The organism is Aliikangiella maris, from assembly GCF_040719265.1.
GTDB classification, from domain to species: Bacteria; Pseudomonadota; Gammaproteobacteria; order Enterobacterales; family Kangiellaceae; genus Aliikangiella; species Aliikangiella maris.
Genome location: NZ_JBFDAH010000024.1, coordinates 1 through 24,166, shown reverse-complemented (window position 1 = coordinate 24,166; position 24,166 = coordinate 1). Strand labels below are relative to the sequence as shown.

At 39.3% G+C, this 24,166-nt stretch carries 20 protein-coding genes; 8 read left to right on the top strand and 12 right to left on the bottom strand.

Going from position 1 to position 24,166, the window contains the following annotated elements; genetic code table 11:
- Nucleotides 1-20: 20 nt before the first annotated feature.
- Both ABVT42_RS17640 and ABVT42_RS17635 read left to right on the top strand, forming a co-directional pair.
- A complete protein-coding gene (locus ABVT42_RS17640) occupies nt 21-911 on the top strand; it encodes a thermonuclease family protein (RefSeq protein WP_353897250.1) in 891 nt (296 codons plus the stop codon).
- Between the two features lie 241 nt (nt 912-1,152).
- Nucleotides 1,153-2,895 (top strand): flavin-containing monooxygenase, encoded by a 1,743-nt coding sequence (locus ABVT42_RS17635; RefSeq protein WP_353897249.1) that lies wholly within the window; start codon nt 1,153-1,155, stop codon nt 2,893-2,895.
- Between the two features lie 187 nt (nt 2,896-3,082).
- Here the strand turns inward: ABVT42_RS17635 and ABVT42_RS17630 are convergent, their stop codons facing one another.
- Together ABVT42_RS17630 and ABVT42_RS17625 are read right to left on the bottom strand one after the other, a co-directional pair.
- Nucleotides 3,083-4,558: a M12 family metallo-peptidase gene (locus ABVT42_RS17630; RefSeq protein WP_353897248.1), complete on the bottom strand. Its 1,476-nt coding sequence runs from the start codon at nt 4,556-4,558 to the stop codon at nt 3,083-3,085.
- Nucleotides 4,559-5,242: 684 nt separating this feature from the next.
- Nucleotides 5,243-6,931 (bottom strand): NAD-dependent malic enzyme, encoded by a 1,689-nt coding sequence (locus ABVT42_RS17625; RefSeq protein WP_353897247.1) that lies wholly within the window; start codon nt 6,929-6,931, stop codon nt 5,243-5,245.
- 696 nt (nt 6,932-7,627) lie between these two features.
- Here ABVT42_RS17625 and priA point away from each other — a divergent pair.
- Nucleotides 7,628-10,012 carry a primosomal protein N' gene (gene priA / locus ABVT42_RS17620; RefSeq protein WP_353897246.1) on the top strand — a complete coding sequence of 795 codons (2,385 nt, stop codon included), beginning with the start codon at nt 7,628-7,630 and terminating at the stop codon, nt 10,010-10,012.
- 11 nt (nt 10,013-10,023) lie between these two features.
- Here the strand turns inward: priA and ABVT42_RS17615 are convergent, their stop codons facing one another.
- From ABVT42_RS17615 to ABVT42_RS17600, 4 genes are all read right to left on the bottom strand, one after another.
- Nucleotides 10,024-11,235 carry an ABC transporter permease gene (locus ABVT42_RS17615; protein ID WP_353897245.1) on the bottom strand — a complete coding sequence of 404 codons (1,212 nt, stop codon included), beginning with the start codon at nt 11,233-11,235 and terminating at the stop codon, nt 10,024-10,026.
- A 10-nt stretch (nt 11,236-11,245) separates the two neighbouring features.
- Nucleotides 11,246-12,559 carry an ABC transporter permease gene (locus tag ABVT42_RS17610; protein ID WP_353897244.1) on the bottom strand — a complete coding sequence of 438 codons (1,314 nt, stop codon included), beginning with the start codon at nt 12,557-12,559 and terminating at the stop codon, nt 11,246-11,248.
- Between the two features lie 13 nt (nt 12,560-12,572).
- Nucleotides 12,573-13,328 (bottom strand): ABC transporter ATP-binding protein, encoded by a 756-nt coding sequence (locus ABVT42_RS17605; protein WP_353897243.1) that lies wholly within the window; start codon nt 13,326-13,328, stop codon nt 12,573-12,575.
- A gap of 62 nt (nt 13,329-13,390) precedes the next feature.
- Nucleotides 13,391-14,671 (bottom strand): efflux RND transporter periplasmic adaptor subunit, encoded by a 1,281-nt coding sequence (locus tag ABVT42_RS17600; protein ID WP_353897242.1) that lies wholly within the window; start codon nt 14,669-14,671, stop codon nt 13,391-13,393.
- Between the two features lie 245 nt (nt 14,672-14,916).
- Here ABVT42_RS17600 and ABVT42_RS17595 point away from each other — a divergent pair, with 245 nt between their 5' ends.
- The 3 genes from ABVT42_RS17595 to ABVT42_RS17585 are packed head-to-tail and all read left to right on the top strand — an operon-like array spanning nt 14,917 to nt 19,315.
- The gene (locus ABVT42_RS17595) at nt 14,917-17,154 is read left to right on the top strand and encodes a TonB-dependent siderophore receptor (protein WP_353897241.1); all 2,238 of its coding nucleotides are present in this window, start codon (nt 14,917-14,919) and stop codon (nt 17,152-17,154) included.
- Nucleotides 17,155-17,205: 51 nt separating this feature from the next.
- The gene (locus tag ABVT42_RS17590; protein ID WP_353897240.1) at nt 17,206-17,790 is read left to right on the top strand and encodes a hypothetical protein; all 585 of its coding nucleotides are present in this window, start codon (nt 17,206-17,208) and stop codon (nt 17,788-17,790) included.
- A 58-nt stretch (nt 17,791-17,848) separates the two neighbouring features.
- The gene (locus ABVT42_RS17585; protein WP_353897239.1) at nt 17,849-19,315 is read left to right on the top strand and encodes a PepSY-associated TM helix domain-containing protein; all 1,467 of its coding nucleotides are present in this window, start codon (nt 17,849-17,851) and stop codon (nt 19,313-19,315) included.
- A gap of 233 nt (nt 19,316-19,548) precedes the next feature.
- Here ABVT42_RS17585 and ABVT42_RS17580 read toward each other — a convergent pair whose 3' ends face one another.
- Nucleotides 19,549-19,671 (bottom strand): hypothetical protein, encoded by a 123-nt coding sequence (locus tag ABVT42_RS17580; RefSeq protein ID WP_353897238.1) that lies wholly within the window; start codon nt 19,669-19,671, stop codon nt 19,549-19,551.
- A 65-nt stretch (nt 19,672-19,736) separates the two neighbouring features.
- The gene (locus ABVT42_RS17575) at nt 19,737-20,942 is read right to left on the bottom strand and encodes an NnrS family protein (RefSeq protein ID WP_353897237.1); all 1,206 of its coding nucleotides are present in this window, start codon (nt 20,940-20,942) and stop codon (nt 19,737-19,739) included.
- A gap of 604 nt (nt 20,943-21,546) precedes the next feature.
- Between ABVT42_RS17575 and ABVT42_RS17570 the strand changes: the two genes are divergently transcribed.
- Together ABVT42_RS17570 and ABVT42_RS17565 are read left to right on the top strand one after the other, a co-directional pair.
- Nucleotides 21,547-21,816 (top strand): hypothetical protein, encoded by a 270-nt coding sequence (locus ABVT42_RS17570; RefSeq protein ID WP_353897236.1) that lies wholly within the window; start codon nt 21,547-21,549, stop codon nt 21,814-21,816.
- A gap of 158 nt (nt 21,817-21,974) precedes the next feature.
- A complete protein-coding gene (locus tag ABVT42_RS17565; RefSeq protein ID WP_353897235.1) occupies nt 21,975-22,178 on the top strand; it encodes a hypothetical protein in 204 nt (67 codons plus the stop codon).
- 153 nt (nt 22,179-22,331) lie between these two features.
- Here the strand turns inward: ABVT42_RS17565 and ABVT42_RS17560 are convergent, their stop codons facing one another.
- From ABVT42_RS17560 to ABVT42_RS17545, 4 genes are all read right to left on the bottom strand, one after another.
- On the bottom strand, nt 22,332-22,703 hold the full coding sequence (locus ABVT42_RS17560) for a hypothetical protein (protein WP_353897234.1): 372 nt from the start codon (nt 22,701-22,703) through the stop codon (nt 22,332-22,334).
- Nucleotides 22,685-23,026 (bottom strand): hypothetical protein, encoded by a 342-nt coding sequence (locus ABVT42_RS17555; RefSeq protein ID WP_353897233.1) that lies wholly within the window; start codon nt 23,024-23,026, stop codon nt 22,685-22,687. Before ABVT42_RS17555 ends, ABVT42_RS17560 begins: the two co-directional genes overlap by 19 nt.
- 93 nt (nt 23,027-23,119) lie before the next feature.
- Complete coding sequence (locus ABVT42_RS17550; RefSeq protein WP_353897232.1) at nt 23,120-23,404, bottom strand: hypothetical protein; 285 nt, start codon at nt 23,402-23,404, stop codon at nt 23,120-23,122.
- A 2-nt stretch (nt 23,405-23,406) separates the two neighbouring features.
- Nucleotides 23,407-24,166, bottom strand: a 760-nt coding sequence (locus ABVT42_RS17545) for a hypothetical protein (protein WP_367024169.1), incomplete at its 5' end; no start/stop codon positions are given.

Genomic DNA, 24,166 nt, shown 5'->3' with positions numbered 1-24,166 from the left:
CAATTGATAGTTGCATTCCCTTGCAATGCCAGTTTTCGAAAAAGACGCGCTCCAGCGTCTTTTTTATTGTCTGTGTTTTACCACTATGTTTTGTATTAGCCAAAGCGCAAGAACTCTGTCCTAGTTTTGCAACGCTTAAACCCAGTCTTCAAACCGATACGGTACGCTGGATTCCTGATGGCGACACGATCCATACGCATAGTGGGCATAAACTCCGGTTATTGCACATCAACGCACCAGAAATAAACCCACGCTCAACCAAGCCAGCCGAGCCTTTAGCAAAATCAGCACAACATCATCTTCACCAGTTAGTTAAACCAGGACAACCAATCTATTGGCTACCAGATGTGCGCAGTCAGGATAAATATGGCCGTACTCTAGCACTGGCTTTCAATGAAAAAGGTCAATTCATCAATTCGGCGATGCTTACCTCTGGATTTGCTCAGTTACTAGTCATTCCTCCTAATATAATGTTTGTTGATTGCTTACAACAAGCCGAACAAACAGCCAGAAACAAAAAAGCAGGCCTTTGGCAAAACAATCAATTTCAACCTATTGCAGCTAAAAATTTACAATATTCATCTGGATTCCATCAAATACAAGGGACAATTACAGAGATACGATTAACGCGTAGTGAATTTCACTTTCATTTAGATCATACTTTGTGGGTAATTATTTCTAAAAAAGACCAACCGTATTTTTCTCCTTCATCACAAAAAGTCAAATCAATGACGACTAAGTCAGCGACGTTTCAGTCAGAAACAGTGTCATTAAAACAGCTTCAAGTTGGTAAAAAAATTATTTTACGTGGATATGTTTATCTAAATAAAGGGCTTCGCAAAATTAAACTTCGCCATCCAGCAATGATAATAAATTTAGAACAAGTTAAGTCAGAAAAAAACTCATTTTAATGCCATTCCCAAAATAATTACCATTAATTTTTTTATCTTCATTTCTACTTTTTCTCTCAAAGACTTGAGACATGCCTATCAAAAAACAAAAAAACAGAAGACTAAAATATTTTAAAACGTCAATTTATAAGCTTGCTTTATCAGCTATTCTGATAAATCACTTAACCATAATATCAAGAAACTCAAATTGAAATTCAAAAAAAGAATTAACATTAATTTAAACCAATGTAAGGAAATCATTATGAAAGTTTGTGTCATCGGCGCAGGACCTTCTGGGTTAACCACAATTAAACAATTAATTGATGAAAACCATGAAGTGACTTGCTTTGAAAAGAATGAAGATATTGGCGGCATCTGGTATCGTACACCTGATGATAAAGATCAAATGAAAGCTTACGACAATTTAATGCTCACAATTTCAATGAAGATGATGGCTTTTTCCGATTTTATGCATAAAGGTGAGCGAACATTTACCGATCATAAAGGCTACTTAAAATATCTGCAAAATTATTGTGAGCACTATCAGCTTAAGCAACATATCCAGTTTAACTCCATGGTTGAAGAAATTATTCATCAAGCAGATGGCAGTTGGTCGATCGTTGTGAGGGATAGTAATGCTCATATAAAAACATATAACTTTGAAGCACTTGCTGTTTGTAGTGGTCCATTCAAAAAGCCTAATAGAGAGATTCCCGAAATTAAAAATTTTTCAGGTAATGTGATTCATTCAAGTGAATATCGAAACAATCGAAATTTCGTTGGAAAAAAAGTGTTAGTGATTGGATTAGCAGAGTCAAGTGCCGATATTTTACGAGAAATATCAAATGTCTCTGAATCTTGTACCGTTTCTATTCGCTCTCATACGTTTTTACTGCCACGATTAATTTATGGTCACTATGCTACTGACAGTTTAACAACGCGGTCACACCATCATGAAATGTGGATCCGTTCTACAGGCTTTAAGTACCAACTTAAATCTTTCAGTCAGGATAATTGGTTTCTCAAAAAATTATTTATTTCTGTCGTCAACTTATATGGGCTGCTTTCAATTCCCTTAAAACTTATAGGCAAGTTATTTGGTATTGATCACAGTAAAAAAACACTTAGCTCAATAAACGATATGGGTCAGCCAGCCTATCCATCTAAAGTTGATATGTATACAGAAAACACCAAAGAAGTTAGAGACTTCATTGACCGCTGGAACAAAACTTCTCATAAAGGTGCAGGCAATTGGTCACAAAAAATTATATTTTGCAAGAACGTCAGTTTTGTACCTAACATTATCAATGGAAAAATTAAAGTTCAAGAGACAGGCATCGACTATATCGACGGTAATACCGTACACTTTAAAGATACAACCATGCAAGCATTCGACACCATTGTTTTATGTACAGGCTTTTTAAAAGACTTTTCTATTTTCAAGAATATTGAAATCAAAGACAATAATGTAAGAAACCTCTATAAACATGCATTTCATCCAGATTGCAATGGGCGACTAGCGATGATTGGCTTTTTAAGACCTATCAGCGGAGGTATACCAATTTGCGCCGAAATGCAGGCTCGATACTTTGCCCAGTTATGCAGCAACAATATTAATTTGCCCGATAATTTAATGGAAAGGATAGAGAAAGAAAAACAGTGGGAAGAGCACTGGATGAGCCTCAGCCCAAGACATACCGAATCGATGCCGTCACAAATTATGTTTCTTGATGCCATTGCAAAAGAGATTGGCTGTCATATTCCTATGTGGAAATTACTTCTTCACCCTAAACTTTTTGTCAAAATGTGGTTTTATTCATTTAACCAAGCTTGTTACCGAATCGAAGGTCCGCATAGTATGCGCGAAGAGTCTATGCAGGAAGTTCTTAATGAAAAGCTACCATTAAACGACAGTTTATTTATGTTTGCTATGATTGTTTTATCGCTACTTCCTTCATCGGTTCATCCTAAAAATATTTCATTACGATATGTGAATACCGATTGAGAATTAGCAGTAAGCAAAAATGACTAAGAAAGAATTTTCAGGAAAAAGCCGCCATTCAAAAATTTACTGATAAGTAACAAACCAGCTTATCGAATCAATAAAAAATTCAATAGCTTAAGCTGGTTTGTCTTACTAAAAAACTACTTTTTACTAAAGATTCATACAAGTAATTATTTTAGTCATTTCATTAGCGAGAAGCACAACTATAAATGTGATTGCGAATTCTCGCACCAGGTTGCGAGCCAAAACCAAGCGCAGGATTTTTGCCCACATTAAAGTGACAATAACTCATTACAGTTCCCTGGCCTTTTGCAGGTCTTCCTGGCGCAGCACAAGTTCCTTCAATCTGACCACAACTGTCTATCGCTGTATTATTGCCATTCCATTTGCAAGAATGAGTATGTTCAGAACCCGCAATATGTCCCATTTCATGAGCATAAACATCAACCGTCCATGAATAGGTGGGAAAATAAGAATGGCTTGGTGTTAACGCCGCCCAACCGACTCGATATTGATTGGTACTGCACATTGTTCTCACCCAAGCTAACCCACCACTGGTGGCAGACCATTTAGATGAAGTCAGCAATAATGAACCATCACTATCTTTGGTATTACTACCATCATAAGTATGTATATCTGTTAGTAGCTGATTGCCATTGTTCTTATCGTAGGTTGGTGAGTTATTAGTGTCATACCAGATATAACCATTACTCAGCATAGTAATGTCATTGACATCATAAACAGCAGAAACCTGATTTAAAACAGAGCTGACCCAATTATCCAGACTCCAGCCGGCTTGTTTAATTTCATACACCAAATAACCGGATAAAATCGTTTTTACTTTAAACTCATAATCACTCGCTGCTTTAGCATCGGTAAAGCCATTCATATTATCAAATGAGTACTGTTGGCGACTGGTTAGCCCTGATTCCCACTCACTATTTTCAAAGGGTGAAATTGCAGAATCATTTCCACATTGAAAATCTGGCTTTGCATGTTCGAGATTACTCATACGAATCATGACATGAGAATCAGCAAGTTCACTGTTAGATGCTCTTATTTTTCCATCTACATCACGAAGTTTACCAAAATTAATATCGCCATGTTGAGTAGAATGTAAGCGCCCCTCAATACCATTTTTAAAAATACTAATAGCAACTATTGAGTTTTCTTCACCTTCAACGATTCCTTGATAGTGAATACCTAAATCCATATCATCTGGTGAAATCGCTTGCCCTTTATCATTCATACCATTTTTACGAATGAATTGTGCACTATCTGTAAATATTTTTTTCTGAAAAAGTTTAACCTTAATACCTTCTTTTTTACCATTTTTTTGGCCATACGGAATACTCAGTGAAATGCCATTTGCCGCACTGCGCTTTAACGAGTTTAACCCTTGCATATTGACTTTAAAGAATTCGGCACCTTGAATATCAAGTCTTTTATCTGACTCAGTTGCAGTTAACATCTGCATAGCATGCTGACCAGGTTCGACTGTTGCAAATAAATCAAATGACTGAAATTCAGCACCATTTGTTTCCATTGAAGTTACTTTTTGATGTAATGCATTACCCTCCAAAGCTAATAGATGTGTCGATGAAATTAACGAGCTAAATCCAACTGCCAGCGCACATAATTTTATTTTTAAGTTGTTTTTCATTTTTTATCCTCATTATTTAAAGCAACAAAGTCAGCAATTACTTTTAGAACTTTAATAAATGCAATAAAAAAACATTCTAAAAAAAATAGTAAAAGCAGGTTTGACTAAGTTGCCTAACATAATTATTTAATATTAGTTGCTGGCCAGCGAAGGAATTAAAACAAAATATATTTTTGTGCACTAGGTATAATATTCACAGCTAAAAATATTAACATCAAATGTCAATTTAGCGACATAAAATATAAAATGTTGGTAGCAAAGTTTAAGTATTAATAATTATTTTTCTAACGAATAAAAGAAAAACTAACTCGGCTATTTTTTAAATTTATAAACAATAAATTTAATCTATGCGATTAAAAAAAACACCTTATAGAAAATGAAAAATGATCTTAAAAGCAAGGTATTGTAGATAACTAAAAAAAGTGGGGTTACACTGTAAATAATTAACATGAAAAATGTTAATTAGCACACACATAAGCGGCTAAAAAAAGATTATCGAGAATCAATAACGACAACCTAAAATGCGACACAATCGAGAGATTAATCTTTCAAGAAGTGACACTAAAATAAGAGAAAGTGGCTTTATTTAATTTTTTATATTAAATTAAAACGAGTAAAGCCACTTTGAAAATTACCGTAACACACCTGCCAAATATTTAATTAAAAAATACTGGCAGACGCCGTTTAAAATGAAGTCCGTCGATATTCACGGTACTCGGGTAGCCAAAAGTTTTTATCAACTGCTCGCTCCAGGACTTCTGGTTCAACTTTAGTTGCAACGCCCTGTTCCATCGCTTTTAAGCCAACCTGAATGGCAATATAGCGACTCACTTCGCGAATATCACTCAGTGCAGGTAATAGATGCTGACTCTCTCCTTTAACCAATGGCGAACATTCTGCTAATGCTTCACTTGATGTCATGAACATTTCTTCAGTCACTCGGCGTGCACCGCTGGCTATCACACCAAGTCCTACTCCCGGAAAAATATAGCTGTTATTACATTGTGCAATTGGATATTTCTTACCTTCATAATTAACGACATCGAATGGGCTACCTGTCGCAACAATAGCTTGTCCATTAGTCCAGCGAATAACATCTTCTGGTAAAGCTTCCACTTTTGATGTTGGGTTAGACAACGGTAAAATAATTGGTTTAGGACACGAGGCAAACATGGTTTTTACTACCTCTTCACTAATTAGCCCCGCGACTCCCGATACGCCTATCAAAATAGTCGGTTTACTCTCGCGTACTAAATCAAGCAAGGTAATACTCTGTCCATCGCTGCTCCATTGTGCAACTTCGGCTTTTGATTTAACAAATTTTTGTTGAAAGTCCCGTACCGACATATCGTCAGTCAATAAGCCTTTACTGCTGGTTAAATAAATCTGGCTGATTGCTTCAGCTTCATCTAATCCTTCATCGCGCATGTGCGCAACAATTTGTTCAGCAATACCGCAACCGGCAGATCCCGCACCAACAAATACCACGCGATGATCACGCAGCTTGGTTCCCTGTGCATGGCAGGCAGCCAACAAAGTACCAACCGTTACCGCAGCAGTACCTTGAATATCATCATTAAAACAACATAATTCGTCTTGATATTTTTTCAATAATGGGGTGGCATTCGCTTGTGCAAAATCCTCAAACTGAATCAACGCTTTTGGCCAGCGACGAACCACCGCCTGAATAAACTCATCAACGAATTGAAAATATTCCTCGCCGGAAACACGTTTTTCACGCCAGCCCATATACATGGGATCATTCAGCAATTCCTGGTTGTTAGTACCAACATCCAAAACCACCGGCAATGTATAGGCAGGACTGATACCACCACAGGCAGAATATAAAGCTAATTTACCAATCGGAATGCCCATACCACCAATTCCCTGATCACCAAGTCCTAAAATGCGCTCACTGTCAGTGACAACAATGACTTTAACATTTTGTTTGGTCGCATTTTGCAGCATGTCATCAATTCGATCACGATCAGGGTAAGATACAAATAAACCACGCTTGCGTCGATAAATCTGCGAAAATTTCTGGCAAGCCAAACCTACTGTAGGGGTATAAATAATAGGCATCATTTCTTCAAGGTGACTGGTAATCAACTTGAAATAAAGCGTTTCATTAGTATCTTGAATATTGCGCAAATAGATATGTTTATCCAGATCGTTATTAAACTGCGAAAACTGCTGGTATGCTCGTTGCGCTTGTTCGTTAATGGTTTCAATAGTTGCCGGCAGTAATCCTTCGAGGTTAAACGCCTGCTTTTCAGCAACCGTAAAGGCACTACCTTTATTGAGCAAGGGTGTTTCTAATAGCACGGGGCCCGCATAGCGAATGTATAACGGTCGTTTTTTTTGTGTTGTCATGAGTATTTTCTTGTTTAATCAGTTTATTGGTTAAGTCTGTAGTATTATTGTTGAAACGACAGATTGAGTGTTTCTATTTATATTACTTGATTGTGGTTTCAATATTATGAGTCGGGTCATGTTGAAGTATTAAACCTTTTGCTAATTAACGCTTAAATTTGCCACCTTCACGTTATCCTGTTGCTCGAGATTCAATTAATTTAATACCCTTTTCGACTCCGATTAAAACCTGTACTCGTTATCGGTTTTTCTAACAGAAAACTGAGATATTGATTACAGAACAGCCAATATTTTCAGTTTATAGCCAGTATCGATTATAGTGAGCTTTTACAAACTTAACTATCCCCTAAGGTCAGTTTTATTTGGCATGAAACATGACAAATCGGTATACCTGTATTTTTATCTTCAACTGTTTGATACTTGCAGCAAGTATTACCTTTGACCTTAACGTAAACGAAAAGTAGTTAACGGATCTTGAGAAAAGCTATTGATTAGCTCACAATAGCTGGCTAATTGTTTATCCAACACCAATATTATTGTATTTTTTAGCAGCAAAATTGTCGGTGGTAAATAATGATTAAGTTTAAATATTTTGGGTAGAACGCAGTGCTACAAACTAGACTGAGCATCTAACAGTCCCAAATTCATTGGTATAAAACCTCAATAGCACTTAAATTCTAGCGGACTTTACTTCGAGTGGACTCAATTTTAAATTTAGCAGCGAATACACAGGAACATCGCGTTGTCGTTGGTGTGGCAATAGCTGTACCACTCAGACGAGTATTTCACTATCTGGTTCCCGCAGACTATGCCATCGAGCCACAAGCGGGTATGCGAGTAAAAGTACCTTTTGGCAAATCGACAAAAATAGGCATCATTACTGAGTGCCTGTCTGTTGCACAGTGGGAGGAAACCAGCAAACTCGCTGCATCAACTCATGCTGCGAATATTGATAATCAAGCATCCTCGCATTCTGCGGCTTTACTCAAACAACCGGGAGAACAACAAAGCCTGTTAGCGAATCCACCAGCAGTCGCGGCACTAAAAACCTTGTTGTCGATTATCGACAGTTCGCCATTGCTACCAGACAGTTTGTTGCAATTATACTTTTGGCTTGAAAAATATTATCATGCGCCGCCGGGCGAAATTTGGCAAACCCTCTTGCCAGTCGCACTGCAAAAGGGTCAACCAGCCGAGTCGCCCCGCGAAAGCCGCTGGTGCATTACGCCACAAGGCGAAGCAGCACTGCAACAGAACCGGCTGGCAAAAAATGCAGTGAAACAACGGCTTGCACTAGATTCATTAAGCCAACATGCTGATGGTATCGCACATGAACAGTTGCAACAGCATCAACTTTCCCTAGCAACCATGAAAAGCTTAGCAGGAAAAAACTGGGTAATCCGCCGGTTTCAGCAGGTATCAGACAATAATCAGAATCATCATCGCGGTTCAGTAATACATTCCCATAATCAGCTTGACTTGAATGCTCAGCAAGCAGCAGCCGTCTCACAAATTAATCAATCGTTAAATCAGTTTAAATCGTTTTTGCTATTTGGTATTACTGCATCAGGCAAAACCGAAGTTTATTTACAAGTCATCGAAAAAGTCTTGGCCAGCGGCAAACAAGCCTTGGTACTAGTGCCAGAAATTGGCTTAACACCGCAAACCCTTAGCCGATTCCAATTACGCTTTAATGCCGAAATTTTATTATTGCATTCCGCAATGACCGATCAGCAAAGATTACAAAACTGGTTAAAAGCCCGTTCTGGCCAGGCAAGCATTATCATTGGTACACGCTCGGCAGTATTTACCCCGTTAAAGCATCCGGGCATTATTATTCTTGATGAAGAACATGATTTATCATTCCGTCAGCAACAAGGATTTCGCTACTCGGCGCGCGATGTCGCATTGGTAAGAGCCAGTATTGAGAATATTCCAGTGGTGTTAGGTAGCGCATCTCCGTCACTGGAAACCTTAATGAATGTCCACAAAGGCAAAATAGAAGCGATTCACTTAACCCAAAAGGCCAAGGCAACCAATGAATTAAATTATCGGATTATCGATTTAAAAAAGCAGGCAATTCAACAGGGTCTATCGATTGAACTCATACAACTTATCAAGCAGCATTTAAATCAGCAGGGACAAATTTTACTATTTCTCAATCGCCGTGGTTATGCCCCTGTATTGCTATGTCACGATTGTGGATGGAGCGGCAGTTGTTCTCGCTGTGATATTCATTTTACTTATCATCACCAAAATCACTTTTTGCAGTGCCATCATTGCGGCTCATCGCGCAAGGCACCAGCACAATGCCCGGATTGTTACAGCGAACAAATGGTTCCAGTAGGTCATGGCACCGAACGTTTACAAGAAAGTATTCGTCAACTTTTTCCTCAAGCAAAAACGGCACGAATTGATCGCGATACCACTCGCCGCAAATCGGCAATGCAAGAATTTGTGACTGCCGTCAAATCGGGGGAAATTGATATTTTAATTGGCACCCAAATGCTGGCCAAAGGTCACCATTTTCCTGATGTCACTTTGGTTGCATTGATAGACATGGATGGTGCACTGTACAGTGCCGACTTCAGAGCCCCCGAATTCGCCGCTCAGCTAATTACCCAAGTCTCAGGGCGTGCTGGTCGTGCCAACAAACCAGGAGAAGTGATCATTCAAACCCATTTGGCCGAACATCCCATGTTACACCAAATCATTTTTGAAGGTTATGCCAGCTTTGCAGATGCAGCACTGGCAGAGCGAATTGAAACAGAACTCCCGCCATTTAGTTACAGCGCAATGTTTCAGGCCGAATCACCCCATTTAAACGCTACTCAAAAATTTTTAGACGACGTCAAAGAAATCTTGCTACGTTATCAAAATCTGAATGTTGAATTACTCGGACCTGCTCCCGCAATTTACACCAAAAAAGCGGGAAAATTTCGCTATCAATTATATTTGCAAACAACCAGTCGTAATCAACTGCATCAACTCTTAGCACTCACGCTTAATGATATTGAGGCACTTAAAAGCGCCAGCAAAGTTCGCTGGCGGGTTGAACTGGATCCAATGGGCGATTATTAACAGTATTTCAATCAGGCTGTTCGTGTTGCAATAGCTGGTGGCACCATTGACGCACGGCGCGCCGGTCCTAACACAGCAAGTTGCCCAATAAATAATAACGCGAGCATCCCACAAGGTACATAAAACCAGCGAATTGGCGTTAGACTTAACATATCAACCAGTAGCATATTTAAACCCAATGTCATCAACGCGCCCAAGCTGACACCAATACTGGTAATAATAAAATTTTCTACCATAAAATAATGCAAAATATTGGCTCGGTTTGCACCCAGCGCACGACGTGTACCAATTTGTTTTTTGCGACGATTCACCGAGAACGAAGCCAACCCGACAATACCAAGTCCAGTAACAACCATCAATGCACCAATTAATGTGGTCAGTACAACTGAAGTACCGCGATGCCCTCGATAACTACGTTCACGAGTCTCCTCCATTGTGCGCATACCTCGCAAAATTCGACCTTGCTGGGAATCAGCTAACATAGATTCAATTTGTGGCATCAGTTTATCCCGCATACCAGGTTCGGTACGAATAATATAACGGGTCGAACCAAATAAAGTATGCTGCGGACATAACAATGATCGCTCAACACCACTCCAACCATTCCAGGGCGCTTGTAATTTGTTGATAATGCCGATAATGGTAACCGGCTGTGTTTCGGCGATATAAGCCGTTTGACCAACAGCACTTTGCCAGTCATCAGGAAACAATGATTCCGCCATTGCTTTGGTTATAATCACTTTATCCGGCCATTTCGTTTCAGACCGTTGACGCCAACTGATATCTTCAGGCTTAAAGTTTTCGCCAGCAATCAATTCAACCCCCAAAGTGTTGATCGCATGTTCATCGGCAAAATAAATTGCTACGCCGGTTGAATCAACAGCGTTGCCAGGCTGTGTTGCCAATCCCATTGACCAGCCACCGCCACGCAGAGGAACGGAGTTTGATTGATAAGCATCAATGACACCCGGAGTATTACGAATTTTTAATAAATCCGCTTGTATCACTTGCTGTTCATTAAAATTATCGGCAAAACCGGTACTGGAAAGATAAAACAAATTGGCTTCATCAACGCCACTACTGCGTGACATTAACTGATTGCGATCAACAATGATATGCATCGCGTTGACAATGACGGTCATAGTGACCGCTATTTGGGCAGCAATGAGTATTGCGCCCGTTTTATTGCGCAATAAGGCGCGAATGATTGGCATAAAATGCATACCGGTTCTCCTATTGAACTTTTAACTGAGACGCTGGCGCAATACTACAAGCTCGCCATGTTGGATAAAGTGCAGCAATAATGGTTGTAAAAATTGCCAGCACAACAGCACTGATCACCATTACCCAGTCCATATCAGCTAACTGACCAATTTGATCACCCCACAGCGCCGCAATCCCTTGTAAGCCACACCAGGCTAAAAACAATCCTAACAATCCGCCACCTAATCCAATAATGCTAGATTCGATTAAATGCTGGCGAAATAATTCATTGCGGCTTGCACCTAAAGCTCGTCGCAAACCAATTTCGGCCGACTTACCTAAAAATTTTGAGAGCAATAAACCAACGGTATTTAGCAAACACACTACCAAAAACATCAGCGCAAGACTGGTGATAACTTTTGACTGATCTGAAACTACTTGCTGGTTTTCCATCCACTCCATGACATTGCGGACTTGATTATTCAACGGCCGTTCAAAGCGCCCGAGTGATTTTTGTTGATTGACATAATTAGTTAAATAATCCAAATAATCCTGCTTATCACTTAGCGTTGGCAGTTCAACCCACATTTGGCTAAAAACACATTCTGAATTAATAAACTCTTTAAAGGTGTCACCTTCTGGTGATTTCCAACAGTTAGTATTGCCTGCACGAGATAACTCATATTCAATCCCCAGGTTATAAGGAATATAAAAATCCTCAGGCTCGTTAAATGCCCCAGTAGTCACATCATAAAACTTTGGTACAGGGTGCCAGTCATTTAATACACCAACGATACGTAATTGCAGCGGTCCAATTTTAATATATTGTCCAACTGAATTTTTACCACCAAAAACTTTTTCATTGGTGGCTTTACTGAGTACGGTAACCAGTTCACGATTATTATCATCTGACTCATTCCAGCCATTTCCGTATAAAAATGGGACATCAAACATCGTAAAAAAATCTGCAAAACTGGTACGCCCCATTGCATCAAACGGTTTAATATCATCACCTTCAGGTTGAATCACTTCACTGACAGTTGAGTTCAATGTTTGCCGGAATGCTTTTTTATCCCGCATCAAATTCATACCATCGATATAGGTAATTTGATCTGGCGGCTCATTGGGCTCACTTGCCGGACGCTCAGGATCCCAACTATCGAGCTGCACATAAAACAGTTGCTCACTTTTTGCGGGGATCGGATTAGTCCCCATCATATAGGTCACGGTAATCGTGGTCATTGAGGCACCAATGCCCAATCCGATCGCCATAATCATTAAACTGCTTAATACGGGGTTGCGTTTTAAACTGTTAAACGCCAAACGAAAATAATAACCTAACATCATTGCCCCCTAACTAACCAGCAACCGGTTCGACTTGCGGCAAAGCTGATGACTGTGACGAGAACGATTCACCCACAGCCGATGATTGTTGAATACTATTTTCCGTTGTTTCAAAAACCTTACCATCTCTAACATAAATATTACGATGCGTTTCTTTAGCTAACTCAGGATCATGTGTCACCATAATAATCGTCGTACCATCACGATTAATTTCTATTAGTAAATCCATAATTGCTCTAGCCATTGACGAATCGAGATTACCGGTAGGCTCATCGGCAAGTAAAAATCGCGGCGCGCCAGCCAGAGCTCGAGCAATAGCAACACGTTGCTGCTGCCCACCAGACAGTTGTGCCGGTAAATGCTTCATTCGACTGGCTAACCCGACTAGATCAAGAGCCTCTTCAATCCGCTTTTTTCGCTCAGGTGCTTTAAGCTTTCGATAACGCAAAGGCACATCAACATTATCAAATAAATTCAAATCAGGAATTAAGTTAAAGCTTTGAAAAATGAAACCAATTTTTTCATTTCGAATGCGTGAACGAGCATTGTCGTTTAAACCATTAACATTTTCACCATCCAGCCGATACTCACCACCACTAAAAGTTTCTAGTAAACCGGCAATATTTAAAAAAGTTGTTTTACCCGAACCGGATGGTCCTGTCACGGAGAGAAAATCACCTTCATTAACCGATAAATTAAAAGATTTCAGCGCATGAGTTTCAACCAGTTCAGTACGATACACTTTGCTGACATTTTTCATTTCAAACATAACTTTCTCCCCATTTCATATGATTTCATTCGTTTTAATTGATTTGTCTTGGCCCGCTTAAATTAATTCGTTAGTAAAACATTGTTAACGCCATTAAACTGTTCGGTACTGGAAATAATAATGGTATCTCCTTGAGCCAAACCTTCGAGCACCTCTACATTACTTAAGCTGCGTGCGCCTACTTCAATTGGTATTCTTGCAGCCATCCCATCTTTCACAAGATAAGCCACTTTACCGCTACCACTTTCTAAAAATTGTCCTCGTCGTACCATTAACACATCACTTTTAAAATCTAACAAAATACGTGTTGTTAAACGCTGGTTTTGGCGCAGTCCAGGCGGTATTTGTTGCGAAAAACGCACTCGACCAGTCACCTGATTGTTTTGAATTTCGGGAGAAATAGAGGCAAGTTTGGCGGCATAGACTTGATTAGTCAGTTTAATTTCGGCATCCATACCAATAGTTAAGTCATCGGCATAAGTTTCCGGAATTTCCAGCTCCACTTCATAGCGGGATAAATCCACGACACTTAAAATCGGTTGATTTTTATTAACTGATGACTTTTGTTCAACATCTAGGTTTCCAACTATTCCGTTAACTGGTGAAGTCATGGTCAACTCATTAACCTGTCGCTGTAATTCATCGACCAGTAGAGTTTGTCGCTCAACTTCCAATTGCTTGGTGCGCAACTCAAACTCAAGACTTTCTTTATTTAATGCCGCATCTTTTACCGCATGTTGATAAGCAAACTCGGCATTTTGTAAATCATCTTGCGCTTTTTCTAAATCCAGCCGACTAATTGCTGTCTTTTGAAAAGCATCACTGGCGCGGCGCATTTCTCGTTTGGCAGCATTGAGCGTTACAGTTGCCAAATCAATAATTTTTTGGTTTTCCAAACGCTGTTTTTTTGCTTGAATTTGATTACGATCGCGTTCGAATTTTAAACTTTGTAGTGTGGCAGATTCTTGTTTAAGTTGATTTGCCAGTTCGGGACTTTCAACCATTGCCAGTTGCTGCCCTTGTTTAACCTCATCACCAGCTTCTACCAAAAAAGTAATTGTGCCTACTGCGGGACTATAAAGCTTCGGACTAACAGCGGCAACAATTCGCCCTTGTACAGATACATCTCTAACAAAATCTCCGCGTGTTACCTGAGCAATACGAATGCGATCGAGCGGCACTGAAATTTCGGCCTGAGACCAGCGCATGACTTTAGGCAACAACAGCCAGAAGCAAAAGCTAACTGCAAAAACTATACAACCTAGTCCAACCCAAAATCCTGTAGAACGGCCACGCGGCTGAATAATCACATCCTGACCGGAAGTATCGGCAATTTTACTCATCAAACATTTTTCCCCAGCAAAAATTATTTGTTCTGCTAACCCTTAACGGTTTTTTGTAGAAAAAAGTTGGAGGAGAATGAACGGACAAATGTTACAAATTATGTGTCCTATATGACTCGAATAAAAACCAGTTAGTTAAGCTATCAACTAATTTTTCTCATAAAGAGATATTGATAATGCGTATCATTTAGATTAATGTTTGCAATATATAGTTCTTAATACATGCCTGAAACTTGGAAATTCTCATGAAAAATCAAACTGTTATAAGTGCCAGCTGGCTAGTACTGGCTGTTACCTCACCGCTTGTTGTAGCCGCTGAAGCCTTACAAACACAAAATACAGCACAGACAGTATCACCGGCTCAAGGCGAATCATCAGCGGTTCCATCAACAGAAGTTTCTCCAACCAATGATTCAGTCATTCAAAATTCGGCTGCGTCCGAGGCAACACCAAAAAAGTTACTGACGACTGCAAACGAGCAACCAGAAGAAACCCTCACGATCTATTCAAAGCGAGGATTAATTTCGTATGTCAGCGCAACAGCCAGTAAAGATAACACCCCAATTGTTGAAACGCCGATGTCAGTTTCGGTATTAACCAGTGAACGCATTAAAGCAATCGGCGCCGAAACCATTCAAGATGCGCTAGGCTATGTTGCCGGTGTCTATAACGGACCATTTGGCGTTGATACACGTGGAGACTGGTCGGCGATTCGAGGTGTATCACCCGTTCAATACCTGGACGGAATGAAAATGCTTTATGGCCATTACAATAATACACGACCCAACCCATATGGCCTGGCACAAATAGAAATCTTAAAAGGACCGGCGTCAGTATTATATGGACAAGGTACGACCGGCGGCATCGTTAATCTGGTTTCAAGAAAACCACAAGCCACAACAGAAGGTGAGTTTTGGGCGCAACTCGGTAATTTTGATCGAACACAACTAGCAATTGATTACACTGGTGCACTGGATTCAGATGCCAGTTTTCTATTTCGCATTAATGGCATGTATCGCGACAGTGGTACGCAAACCGATCATGTTGCAGATAACACACGTTACTTTGCACCAGCCCTGACCTGGCATATCAATGCCGATACCGAATGGACTTTACTGGCAAATATTCAACAAAACGAGTCGGGTTCCAGTACCCAGTTTTTTCCTCATGTCGGCACGATTATCCCAGCGCCATTAGGACAAATTCCAGCGAATCGTTTTGTCAGTGAGCCCGATTTTGATAAATACAATACCGATCAGCAAGCAATCACCAGCATAATTAAACATGATATTAATCCAACCTGGCAAATCAGAAGCGCCATACGCTACATGGATAGCAGCGCCGACTATTACACCATGTACGCTTACCCATTTAATTTACAATCCGATAATACTCACTTACTTCGCTCAATTTATGTGAGTCAAGCCGATGCTAAATCGCTAACCACCGATAATCGCTTACACGCGCAATTTGCCTGGGGTAATAGTGAGCATCAGTTGGTTATCGGTTACGACTTACAAGATGCCACCACCAATAACGACAGCTATTTTGGTTTTAATGCAGGCGGCTTACTTAATGTGTATCAACCAGAATATGGTCAAACGACAATTCCGCCAATTGCCCAACTACCAATTGCAGACAGCCCAAAACTAAAAACCAGACAAAGTGGTATTTATATACAGGATCAAATCAAAATCGATGAACAATGGATTGTTTCTTTAGGTGCCAGACGCGACCGAGCCACCACTCAAACAATTGGGAGTGACCAGCAGAAATATACCGCAACAACCAAGCGCTTTGGCCTAATGTATTTAACTCACTTAGATATATCACCTTATTTTAGCTACAGTGAGTCCTTTGATATCATTAACGGTTTAAATGCCAATCAACAGCCTTATCAACCCAAACAGGGTAAACAAAATGAATGGGGACTTAAATATCAACCAGCTAATACGGAACATCTGATAACCGCTAGCTATTTTCAAAGTAAAGAAAAAAATAGACTGGTTGCCGATCCTCAAAATCCAACCCAACAAATTCAAATAGGCGAAGCGAAAATATCAGGCTATGAAGTTGAAGCGCAACTTGAATGGGATAACCTGGATGTTTATGCCAACTATAGCCAAATTGATACCCGAGATGAATTTGCCGAAAAGCTCAACTCAATTCCCGAGCAAATGGTATCCACCTGGGTAACTTATCAGCCAACAACTTTTTGGCAAGGCATTAAAATTGGGGCAGGCATTCGCTATGTGGGTAACACCTTTTTTAAAACCAACATCAATAACCAACCAACACCAACTGAAACCGACAGTTATACCTTAATTGATTTTATGCTGGGTTATGCCGTTAAACCTTTCGATCTGACATTGAATGTAGACAATATCACCGATAAAACGGTAATTACCACTTGTTTAAATCGTGGTGACTGTTTCTACGGTCAATCAAGAACTATCAGTGCCAATATTCGCTATCAATTTTAAACCATTTACTCACTGAGTAACTCAGTGGGTTTTCGATAAAGACAACACATAATGATTTTAAACGGTATTGTATTTAATATTTTAGGGCTGGGCAGTTTATTTTTTATCTGGAAAAAAAATAAAAAAGCAAACTTGTCTAATATGGTTCATTGCTTGGGATTAATCATTGGCTGGGGTTTAGTCTGTGTTTCTACTTACTATTGGATTAGTTTTAGTGGTGTTGAGTTTGGTTTAAGCTTTGCTTGTTTAAATCTGACCTTAAGTGCCTGGCTTTATATTTTATTCAGTTTAAAAGAGACATCAAACAATAAAAAGCCAGAAAAAAAACCCAGTTCTCAAGCAGTACAAAGCAAGCAAAATAAAACGCCACTTTCATTAAAAACACTGATTTCAGGCTTACTCGATTTTTTAGTTATCGGTCCACTAGCTCTGTTTACCAGTTGTGTTTTAAGTTTGATACTATTTAAAGTTTTACCGTTTGACCAAGCCAATACTTTAGTATTATCAGCCTTCACTTTACCCCTATTTTGGGCTTTTTTTGCTTACTGGGGGTGTATGCAGCAAAACAAAAGAGTACGTTTTTTTTGGATAACTTGTAGCGGTTTGCTGGGCTCACTCTTGCTTTTATTAAGCTAAAAACAGCAGATTCTACCTTTTAATCATCAGCTTAGTTCAATGAACGAAATCAATCAAAATGCAAAATTTTAAACTGTCTAATCAACTGATAAAAAAATCCCTGAACAGTCATTCAATTCTGGGACTGAGTATTGGCGCATTAATATATCTTATTTGTTTATCCGGTGCATTGGTCGTATTTTTTGAAGAGTTTGAGCGTTGGGAACAACCCAATATTCAAGAATATACCGACTATTCTGCGCCGCAAATTCAAACTGCCGTCGACAGTTTTTTAACGCAAACCTCACAATCTCCCGACTCACTTTATGTGGTACTTCCAACGACAGCCGTACCCAGAATTCATGTTGCAGCCAATGAACAAGAGTGGTTTGTTAATCAAGATGGCAGCTTAAGTGAGCCACCGTTAGAAGGCTGGACACATACCTTAAAAGCCTTACATATCTACCTTCATTTACCAAGCACATTAGGACTTATTGTGGTGGGTGCACTTGGTGCAGCACTGGTGGCTTTAATCATTTCGGGCATTTTCGCACATCCCCGAATTTTTAAAGATGCATTTCAATTAAAATTAGGTCGCAATCCTCGTCTCACTCAGGCCGACATTCATAACCGCTTAAGTGTTTGGGGAATCCCGTTTTATTTAATGATTGCCTTAACGGGCGCATTCATTGGACTGGTAAGCTTATTAATTTGGGCCGCCGCACCAATTGAATTCCAAGGCAATCGCCAAGCAGTAATCGAAGCCGTTTATGGCAATGATCCAATCGTTAATCAACCAGTCACACCAATTAATTTTGCACAAGCACTGAGCAATCTTAAACAACAAGCGCCACAAGCTACCCCCATTTATCTGGTCATTCAAAAAATTAATACGCCCAACCAATATCTCGAAATTGCAGCCACACTACCAGGAAGATTAATTTATTCAGAAATGTATCGCTTTCAGTCCGATGGTAGTTTTATTAATCACCAGGGACTGTCTGATGGCCCAATAGGAAGACAAATCGCCTATTCAGTTTATCGACTACACTTTGGGCATTTTGCCAATGGCTGGGTTAAAATTATTTATGGTGTTTTGGGGCTGGCGCTCACGGTTATTGCCACAACAGGCATCAATATCTGGTTGGCCAGACGCAAATATAAAACACCATTAAATCGTATTTGGACTGCTTTTGTTTGGGGAACACCACTTACACTAAGCATTACTCTGCTCATCAGCTTATGGGGATTAACCCAGCCTTTTTATTTTTGGGTCATATTACTCACTACAGTACTAGGCATTAGCCGATTGCAAACCGAGAAACATTGCAAAGCTTGCTGCACTTATCTGACACTACTGGTGCTAGCAGTTGTCTTATTGATTTACTGGCAAAAGTGGGGAACATTATTGCCTAACACGGCAGCAACGCAGATTAATTTAACCTTTGTTAGCGTAATATTAATTGGTGGGATAATCTTTCTGGCCAAACGTTTACGGTTGAACCCGTTAAAGAAAAAGCTGAAATCGCCTGAATTGTCAAACTAACTGAATGGTGAAATTACCTGAATAATTACGGATTGCATTGAATGTATTTCAATTAATAAAAATACGATTGATAAAAACACGATTAATAAAAACACGATTGATGATAAATATCACTGAAAAGAATGTTTTAAATCTCAAATTTCAAGCTGAAAACTATGAAATTATCGAGAAAAAAACAATAAAAAGCGGGAAATAAATCCCGCTTTTTATTAGATGAAAATGCAAGCATCAGCTTAAGCATCTTGCTCAGCTTCTTCCTTTTTTTCCGCTTCTTGCTCGTTCGACGCTTTCTCTTCTACTTTTTCATCTTTGTTTCCGTGGCCAGTACCACCACAACTTCCGCAACAACTGCTCATATTAAGCCTCCTCGTATTGACTAGTTTAACGTTAAAAAATAAATCGATAAATTACATAATTAAAATCAGCCTGGCCGACCATCAATCCGTCGAGTAACCAGCATGGGCGCATAAAAGAATAAATAAATTACAAATGCTAATACCCACAAAATACCAGAAATACGAATACTCATTTGGTAGTACTCCGGCAACCATGCAGGTAAAGTAACACGAATCAGTGTTGCCAAAATAATACTGATATAAGCAACACTTAATAATTTAGGTGGAATCAGATTTCGACCGGTGTGTCCCAAAGTAACACGAGATATCATCGCTAAAATCATTCCACCCATTGCACCTACAGTAAAGCAATGTAATGCCGCACTGATACTTGCAACCATACCAAGGCTTTGCAACGCTAACATTAAAAAGCCAAGAGGAATAAAAATAAATGAAAAATGTAATGACCATAATAGAGGCGTAGAAATCGTATACTCAATTCCCCATCGTGCAAACCGATAACCATTTGATGCAGCCGCAATTAACGAGGCAACCAATAATAAAATCGAGGGTACATTATCGAACCCGGTGAGTGCAATTAATGCGCAGAATATAATCGAAACAATGCTGACAGTTTCCAGCCACTGAATATTTCTTTTTGCCTGTCGACCAGTACCATTCGCAGTAAAAGCCGGTATCACTCGTCCGCCTAAAATAGCAATAATTAACACTAATACAATTACCGTGGTATGTAATGCCTGCATTGCAAAAGCAAAATCATTGGTAGCAACGGCCCAATGGCTTATCGCATTTAAGGATGCAAATGCCAACATAATTGGAATAAACATCAGATTACGCCATTGCTTAACTTTAACAATCGGGTAGCCCATTGCCGCAGCAGCAATTAGCATAAAGCTGACATCGATTACCGCAATAAACCAGGCTGGTGCGCCAATATCGACGGACATTAAAATACGTCCTGCCAGCCATAATAAGAAAAACAAAGCTAATAATGATCCTGTAATGGTCGGTACACCAGTCCAAGCTTTGACTGCGGTTAACAAAAAACCAGCAACGATTGCCATACCAAAACCAAATAACATTTCGTGAGCATGCCAAAATATATGGCCCCCATACGGTAACCAACCAGAGGGTTGCAGCCAGAAATGTACCCACCACGAAATGGCAACTACCGCAAATAACGTACCAAATAAAAATAATGGTCGAAACGCTAGCCTAAATAGCGGGATCGAATTATCTTCTTGCATGTGCGAATTAATATTTAATGGCATAAATTTAAAAGTCTCGTTTGAAAGACTTACCTTAGGCCAGAATAACGTTATTAGGAATAAATAAAAGACTTGAAAAAAATCCGTTTCTAAAAAACAACTTATTAGGTGCGTTGCCTTAAACAAAAGTAATGAACGAAAACCGTTCATGACAAACGAACTTTTAAAATCTCATTTTTACCATATCAAACTATTAATCTGGTCAAAATAATCAGAATAAAACGTAGCACGAATTATACAGAATAAAAATGCATTTTTCTTGATAAACTTCACCTTTAAATCCACGGAGTTTCTGTGGAATTAAGCAACAACACACCTTAAAAAAAACTCATTTTAAAAATCTTAAATGCAGCTCTTAAGATATTATCAGCCAATATTATTAACCTTATTTTTATAAGGTTTTTAATCGACAAAATCCATTTGAGCTACTCAAAAAATACTTTGCGTTTGATTCAATAAATTTTTACCTGATAAAACTCAATCAATAAAACCCAACCAATAAAACGCACTAAAAAAAACCTAAACCACTCACTTTAACCACAATTACTTTATGGATTAAAGGTATTTTTTATTGAAACCTGTCAAATATTCATTTTACCGTTAGGCTTTGTTTGTTAACAGAGAAGGTGAATTAATTTCAACCACCTTAGCGCTTAGAGTTAAAACGATTGACTTACATCCACCGATAGGAAAAGAGGCTCAGTCCCCTGATACAACCATTACTTTTATTTCCGCAATTGAAGCAGAAACACCAGACAATAGAGAGCCTATCCGTTGGAGTTTTATCACTAACTTACCGGTTAAATCGAAAAAAGATATCAAGCAAGTTCTTGACTGGGATATTTACAATTACATCGACATTGCAACGTCAGATTGAGCAAGTGAGGTTGTTACCTAGAAGCAAACAGAAGTTTATTTCGGATATGCTGGAGGCTCTGATTAAACAGCAGCAGGTATCCTAAATATAAAGCGCTAGCCAAGGGTGCTGTAACACCCAAGGCCAGCTAATCACCCCGCCCTTACGAGGAGGTCAAAGTGACTAAACCAGATGATAAGGCAATTTCACCCTGTAATTCAAACGCTTGCCCCTATCAGGCTCAATATTCCACCGTTGAGATTGACGTTAACCCCAACTCTCGACGGCTCGCTTTTTGTGAGACCAGCGTTCAATCATTCCATTGCACAGAGCTTTGCCAGTCCCCCGGACCGCCCACACCGCAAATCAGTATCGCAGGTTGATGGCTGGAGATGGGCGGTTTTGCTGTGGGTCGCAAGCTCAAGGTGATGATGTTTGCCGGGATGCTGATTGTCTGCACCAAATCTGAGCGTCTGCCGGTTGAGTGATGCTAACCTAAGTTGGTAAAATAAAGCCCAGCATCGCTGGGCTATAATTTAAATTGATTTATAGAACTCCTTATTTTCCCAATCATCATCATAAGCGTCTATAACCTTTTCCATTGGCGCACCAGTTGCAATTGCATCTGGAGTATTTCTTAAACTTTCTTCCATCCACGTTTTTACTCTAGGCCATCTTAAGCAATACATCAGATAAGCAATTGGTTCACTGCTAACTGCTTTATCCTCAAACATCGAAATTATTAAAGCCTCAACGTCATCTTTAATATCTGAGTTTGCATTTATCAACTCAATACAGCGAATATAGTTTGGCTCTGCAAGCTCGAAAGAAAACTCAGTATTTAAAATATTTTCTGCTTCAAGCAATTCTTTTTTTATTTCATCAATAATCATTCTGCCGGAACCCATTTTCCACCTCGTGGCAACTTAGAATCAAAAACCCAAACTTTAGGAACATATTTACCAGAGGCTTTTAATCCTGCATCAATTAACGCTTTTTCAGCGATAGAACCAATGGCATCACCTGTTGGCTGATAATGCCCTGATGCATTATCGAACCATTTTACATTACCATTATAGAGTCTTAACTCACCTGCTGCTTGGACAGCATTTCCACTTGTTAAACTAGTGTGCCCTGTTTTCCCTACTACGAGTTGTCCATTTTCTAAAACAACGTAATTATAGTTTCCACTGATTTGAGTTAACCGATCCATCGGAACTACTCTAGGCACATCTATTTCATGCTCAGGATATTTATTTGTGAAAAGTTGTGGTTTATTGTTTGGAACAATAGCCTAGTTAATACCTAGGCTATTCAATACAAGCTATATTAGCTTAGATAACCTTTCCATTAACAGAGTCAAATTCAATGAAGTTCCTGTGCTTGATATAACGTGATACTCTCCCGTTTTTTCGAAGTCAGATATATTACTTTGAATATTGGTTCTAATTTCACTTGGCAAAGCACTAAAAACATCAACCACTTCTTCATCTTCAAAATCTTCTGCTTTATGCATGATAGTAAAAGCTGCATCTTCGACAGCAATATTATATCTCTCACAATCAGAAAGGTGTTTTTCTACAAACTCTTTGTAGGATGATGAACTCATTTTTAATAACCTCTATCTTGTCTGAGTTGCCAAACAGCTTGATCTCCAATATCAACTGCTTCCCAATGAAGATTGTTAGGCGTTGAATCGTTAATTAAGCTACGGTATTCACTTGCTGGAATAGAAACTCTTCTCGCGAAAATATCTCTAAGCGCTTCTACTTCATGAGTTTCGTGATGCAAAACTGCAACTATACCTTCATCACTATCTAGAACTGAATTCCTAACATAAATATTAACGTTACCGTCCCTATCAGACATTACATTCTTCCAAGTTAACTGCTGGTTAGGATTGGTAACTTTTACGTGTCCGTAGCTAGCAAATGAATCTCCGTATTTACCAAAACTACTATCGTAAAAATCATCATCGACAAATCTAATTTTTACATCGTCCGCAATATATACACCATAATCATCAGCCAACCTCAATGCACCATCTGCTGAACGAGGCCCGTTTACATTAGGCTTCCATTTTGTTTGATGCCTAAATGCAGCTCCTTTTACTAATGCAGAGTCTGGAACATCTCTCCCCAACTCACTACGATGCGTCCGCTCATTATCAACAATATTCCCTGATTGTTCAACACTCGCATCATAACCTGCTTTATCCTTAGGCTTAGCTTTATTTACAATTAATCGTCGCTCAGCCTCCACCCGCCGCGTATGCTTTTCACGAAACTTTTTAGCAATACCTGCCGCGGTGGGATTAGTATCGAGCAATTTATAATATTCTTCCAATGGCCAAAAATAATTGGGATCATAC

Bases quoted from the DNA above. Each gene is read 5' to 3' on its own strand.
- ABVT42_RS17635 (WP_353897249.1), top strand. From the start codon at position 1,153: ATGAAAGTTTGTGTCATCGGCGCAGGACCTTCTGGGTTAACCACAATT.
- ABVT42_RS17625 (WP_353897247.1), bottom strand. From the start codon at position 6,931: ATGACAACACAAAAAAAACGACCGTTATACATTCGCTATGCGGGCCCC.
- ABVT42_RS17605 (WP_353897243.1), bottom strand. From the start codon at position 13,328: ATGTTTGAAATGAAAAATGTCAGCAAAGTGTATCGTACTGAACTGGTT.
- ABVT42_RS17590 (WP_353897240.1), top strand. From the start codon at position 17,206: ATGATTTTAAACGGTATTGTATTTAATATTTTAGGGCTGGGCAGTTTA.
- ABVT42_RS17615 (WP_353897245.1), bottom strand. From the start codon at position 11,235: ATGCATTTTATGCCAATCATTCGCGCCTTATTGCGCAATAAAACGGGC.
- ABVT42_RS17600 (WP_353897242.1), bottom strand. From the start codon at position 14,671: ATGAGTAAAATTGCCGATACTTCCGGTCAGGATGTGATTATTCAGCCG.
- ABVT42_RS17585 (WP_353897239.1), top strand. From the start codon at position 17,849: ATGCAAAATTTTAAACTGTCTAATCAACTGATAAAAAAATCCCTGAAC.
- ABVT42_RS17610 (WP_353897244.1), bottom strand. From the start codon at position 12,559: ATGTTAGGTTATTATTTTCGTTTGGCGTTTAACAGTTTAAAACGCAAC.
- ABVT42_RS17595 (WP_353897241.1), top strand. From the start codon at position 14,917: ATGAAAAATCAAACTGTTATAAGTGCCAGCTGGCTAGTACTGGCTGTT.
- ABVT42_RS17575 (WP_353897237.1), bottom strand. From the start codon at position 20,942: ATGCCATTAAATATTAATTCGCACATGCAAGAAGATAATTCGATCCCG.
- ABVT42_RS17630 (WP_353897248.1), bottom strand. From the start codon at position 4,558: ATGAAAAACAACTTAAAAATAAAATTATGTGCGCTGGCAGTTGGATTT.
- ABVT42_RS17550 (WP_353897232.1), bottom strand. From the start codon at position 23,404: ATGAGTTCATCATCCTACAAAGAGTTTGTAGAAAAACACCTTTCTGAT.
- ABVT42_RS17560 (WP_353897234.1), bottom strand. From the start codon at position 22,703: ATGGGTTCCGGCAGAATGATTATTGATGAAATAAAAAAAGAATTGCTT.
- ABVT42_RS17580 (WP_353897238.1), bottom strand. From the start codon at position 19,671: ATGAGCAGTTGTTGCGGAAGTTGTGGTGGTACTGGCCACGGAAACAAA.